We start from the raw sequence: 2922 nt of genomic DNA on the forward strand, positions 1-2922 counted from the left end.
GGATGAGTGAGACGGACGAGTGAGAGGGACGTGTAGAACGGCGCGGGCGGGTCATTAGCACCAGACAATGCAGACAATGCTGTGCGGGCCGGGAGGAGGCTCCCATGAGCATCATGGCGGACACCGTGGTCGCCGGCCGTTATCGGGTTCTCGGGCTGCTGGGCGCGGGGGCCGACTCGGAGGTCTTCCGGGCGGCGGACCTGCGGGCGGACCTCCAGGCCGCTGACGTCCAGACAGCCGACCTCCAGCCGGACCAGGGCCGACTCGTCGCGCTGAAGACGCTCTCCCGGCCGTCGGACGACGCGACGGTGTGGCGCCGCTTCGAAGAGGAAGTGCGCATCCTGGCGTCCCTCGACCACCCGAACCTGGTGCCGTTGTCGGACCACGGGGTCTTCGACGGCCGGCCGTTCTTCGTGATGCCGCTGGTCGCGGGCGCCTCGCTGGAGGACCTGTTCGGTTCCGGGCCCATCCCGCCCGGCGAGGTCCGCCACATCGGCGCGGGGGTCGCCGACGCCCTGGACTACGTCCACGCGCGCGGCGTCGTGCACCGCGACATCAAGCCGCAGAACATCCTGCTCGGGCCGCGGCGCCACGTCTTCCTCACCGACTTCGGCGTCGCCAAGTCCTGGGACGGCCCGCTGCTCACGGCACCGGGCCATGTGGTCGGCACCGCCGGCTACGTCTCCCCGGAGCAAGCCCAGGGCCAGGAGGCCACCGACGCCTCCGACATCTACTCGCTCGGGCTGGTCCTGCTGGAGGCGCTGACCGGGCACCGCGAATACACCGGGACCGCCGCCGAGCGGGCCGCGGTCGCCGCCGCCCGCTCCCCGCGCATCCCGCCGGCGCTCGGCGCGCCGTGGTGCCGGGTCCTCGCCCGGATGACCGCCCGGGACCCCCAGAGCCGGCCGAAGATCGACGAGGTCAGGGCGTTGCTGGCGGCCGAGGGGCCGGATTCGGGGGGTTTGGTCCGCCGATCATCGGGCAACCGATGGCAATGGCCGGTTTGAACCTGGCGCGCAAGTTGATCCAGACCCATCTGGTGGGCGGCGAGATGACGCCCGGGTCCGAGATCGCACTGCGCGTGGACCAGACACTGACGCAGGACGCCACCGGGACGCTGGTGATGCTGGAGCTGGAGGCGCTCGGGCTCAAACGCGTCCGCACCGAGGTCTCGGTGCAGTACGTCGACCACAACCTGCTCCAGGCCGACGAGCGGAACATGGCCGACCACCTGTTCCTGCGCTCGGCCGCACAGCGCTTCGGGCTGTGGTTCTCCCCGCCCGGCGGCGGCGTGTCGCACCCGGTGCACATGCAGCGCTTCGGAATCCCCGGCAAGTCGCTGATCGGCTCGGACTCCCACACCTGCGCCGCCGGCTCGCTGGGCATGCTGGCGATCGGCGTCGGCGGTCTGGAGGTGGCGCTCGCGATGGCCGGGGAGCCGCTCTACCTGACCATGCCGCGGGTCTGGGGCGTGCGGCTGACCGGTGAGCTGCCGGACTGGGTGAGCGCCAAGGACGTGGTGCTGGAGATGCTGCGCCGGCACGGGGTGAAGGGCGGGGTGCACCGGATCATCGAATACCACGGGCCCGGTGTGGCGTCGCTGTCGGCGATGGACCGGCACGTCATCGCCAACATGGGTGCCGAACTAGGCGCCACCGCCACGGTCTTCCCCGCCGACGACCGCGTCCGCGACTTCCTGCGCACCGAGGGCCGCGAGCACGACTTCGTCGAACTCGCCGCCGACCCGGACGCCGACTACGACCTCACCGACGAGATCGACCTGGCCACCCTGGAACCACTGATCGCCAAGCCCAGCTCACCCGGCGCGGTGGTCCCCGTGCGCGAAGTCGCCGGCACCCCGGTGCACCAGGTGGTCGTGGGCTCCTCGGCCAACCCCGGACTCCGCGACTTCGCCATCGTCGCCGCCATCCTGCACGGCCGGCACGCCCACGCGCAGGTCTCACTCGACGTCAACCCGACCTCACGCGAGATCCTGGCCGACCTGACCAAGACCGGCGCGACGCTGGACCTGATCCGCTCCGGCGCGCGCCTGCACCAGACCGGCTGCCTGGGCTGCATCGGCATGGGCCAGGCCCCTGCGAAGGGCCGCAACAGCCTGCGCACCTTCCCCCGCAACTTCCCCGGCCGCTCCGGCACCCCCGACGACCAGGTGTGGCTGTGCTCCCCGGAGACAGCCGCCGCAGCAGCACTCACCGGCGCCATCACCGACCCGCGCGAACTCGGCTTCGACTACCCGACCCTCGACCTCCCGGAGTCGGCGTCCACGGACGTCGTGGTGCTGGAGCACCCACTGCCACCAGGCCTGGCGCAGGAGGTCGAGCTGGCCAAAGCCGAGAGCATCGGCGCCCTGCCAGAGCTGGACCCACTACCGGACACCCTGCACATCCCGGTAGCACTGAAGGCAGGCGACGACGTCTCCACCGACGAAATCCTGCCCGCCGGCGCCGCCGCCCTCCCCTACCGCAGCGACATCGCCAAACTCGCCGACTTCTCCTTCACCCGCCTGGACGAGACCTACCCCCGCCGCGCCCGCGAACTCGGCAACCACGCGGTCATCGGCGGCGAGAACTACGGCCAGGGCTCCTCACGGGAACACGCGGCACTGGCCCCGCGCTCACTGGGCCTGCGCGTCGTGATCGCGAAGTCCTTCGCACGCATCCACGCCTCGAACTTGGTCAACTTCGGCGTACTACCGCTGGAGTTCACCGACCCGGCCGACTACGACGCCATCCAGCCGGGCGACGAGCTGCACTTCGAGGCGCTGGCACAGGGACTCGCCGACGGGGAGCTCACGGTGCGGGATGTTACGCAGGGGACGGAGTTCCGGGTGCGGCACCGGCTTTCGGGGCGGCAGGTTGCGACGATTCGGGCTGGGGGGCGGATTGCTGAGCATTTGGGGGG

2 protein-coding genes are annotated in these 2922 nt (G+C 71.2%); both read left to right on the plus strand.

Going from position 1 to position 2922, the window contains the following annotated elements; translation table 11 throughout:
• The first annotated feature begins 104 nt into the window (after positions 1–104).
• Positions 105–1007: a serine/threonine-protein kinase gene (locus tag IZR01_RS48785; RefSeq protein WP_194899979.1), complete on the plus strand. Its 903-nt coding sequence runs from the start codon at positions 105–107 to the stop codon at positions 1005–1007.
• The coding region (locus IZR01_RS48790) for an aconitate hydratase (protein WP_194927847.1) at positions 995–2922 on the plus strand (1928 nt) is incomplete at its 3' end. The genes IZR01_RS48785 and IZR01_RS48790, both read left to right, overlap by 13 nt.

It is taken from the genome of Catenulispora pinisilvae (assembly GCF_015356865.1).
GTDB classification, from domain to species: Bacteria; Actinomycetota; Actinomycetes; order Streptomycetales; family Catenulisporaceae; genus Catenulispora; species Catenulispora pinisilvae.

Excerpts from the sequence above, each read along its gene's own strand:
- IZR01_RS48785 (WP_194899979.1), top strand. The coding sequence starts at position 105 with ATGAGCATCATGGCGGACACCGTGGTCGCCGGCCGTTATCGGGTTCTC.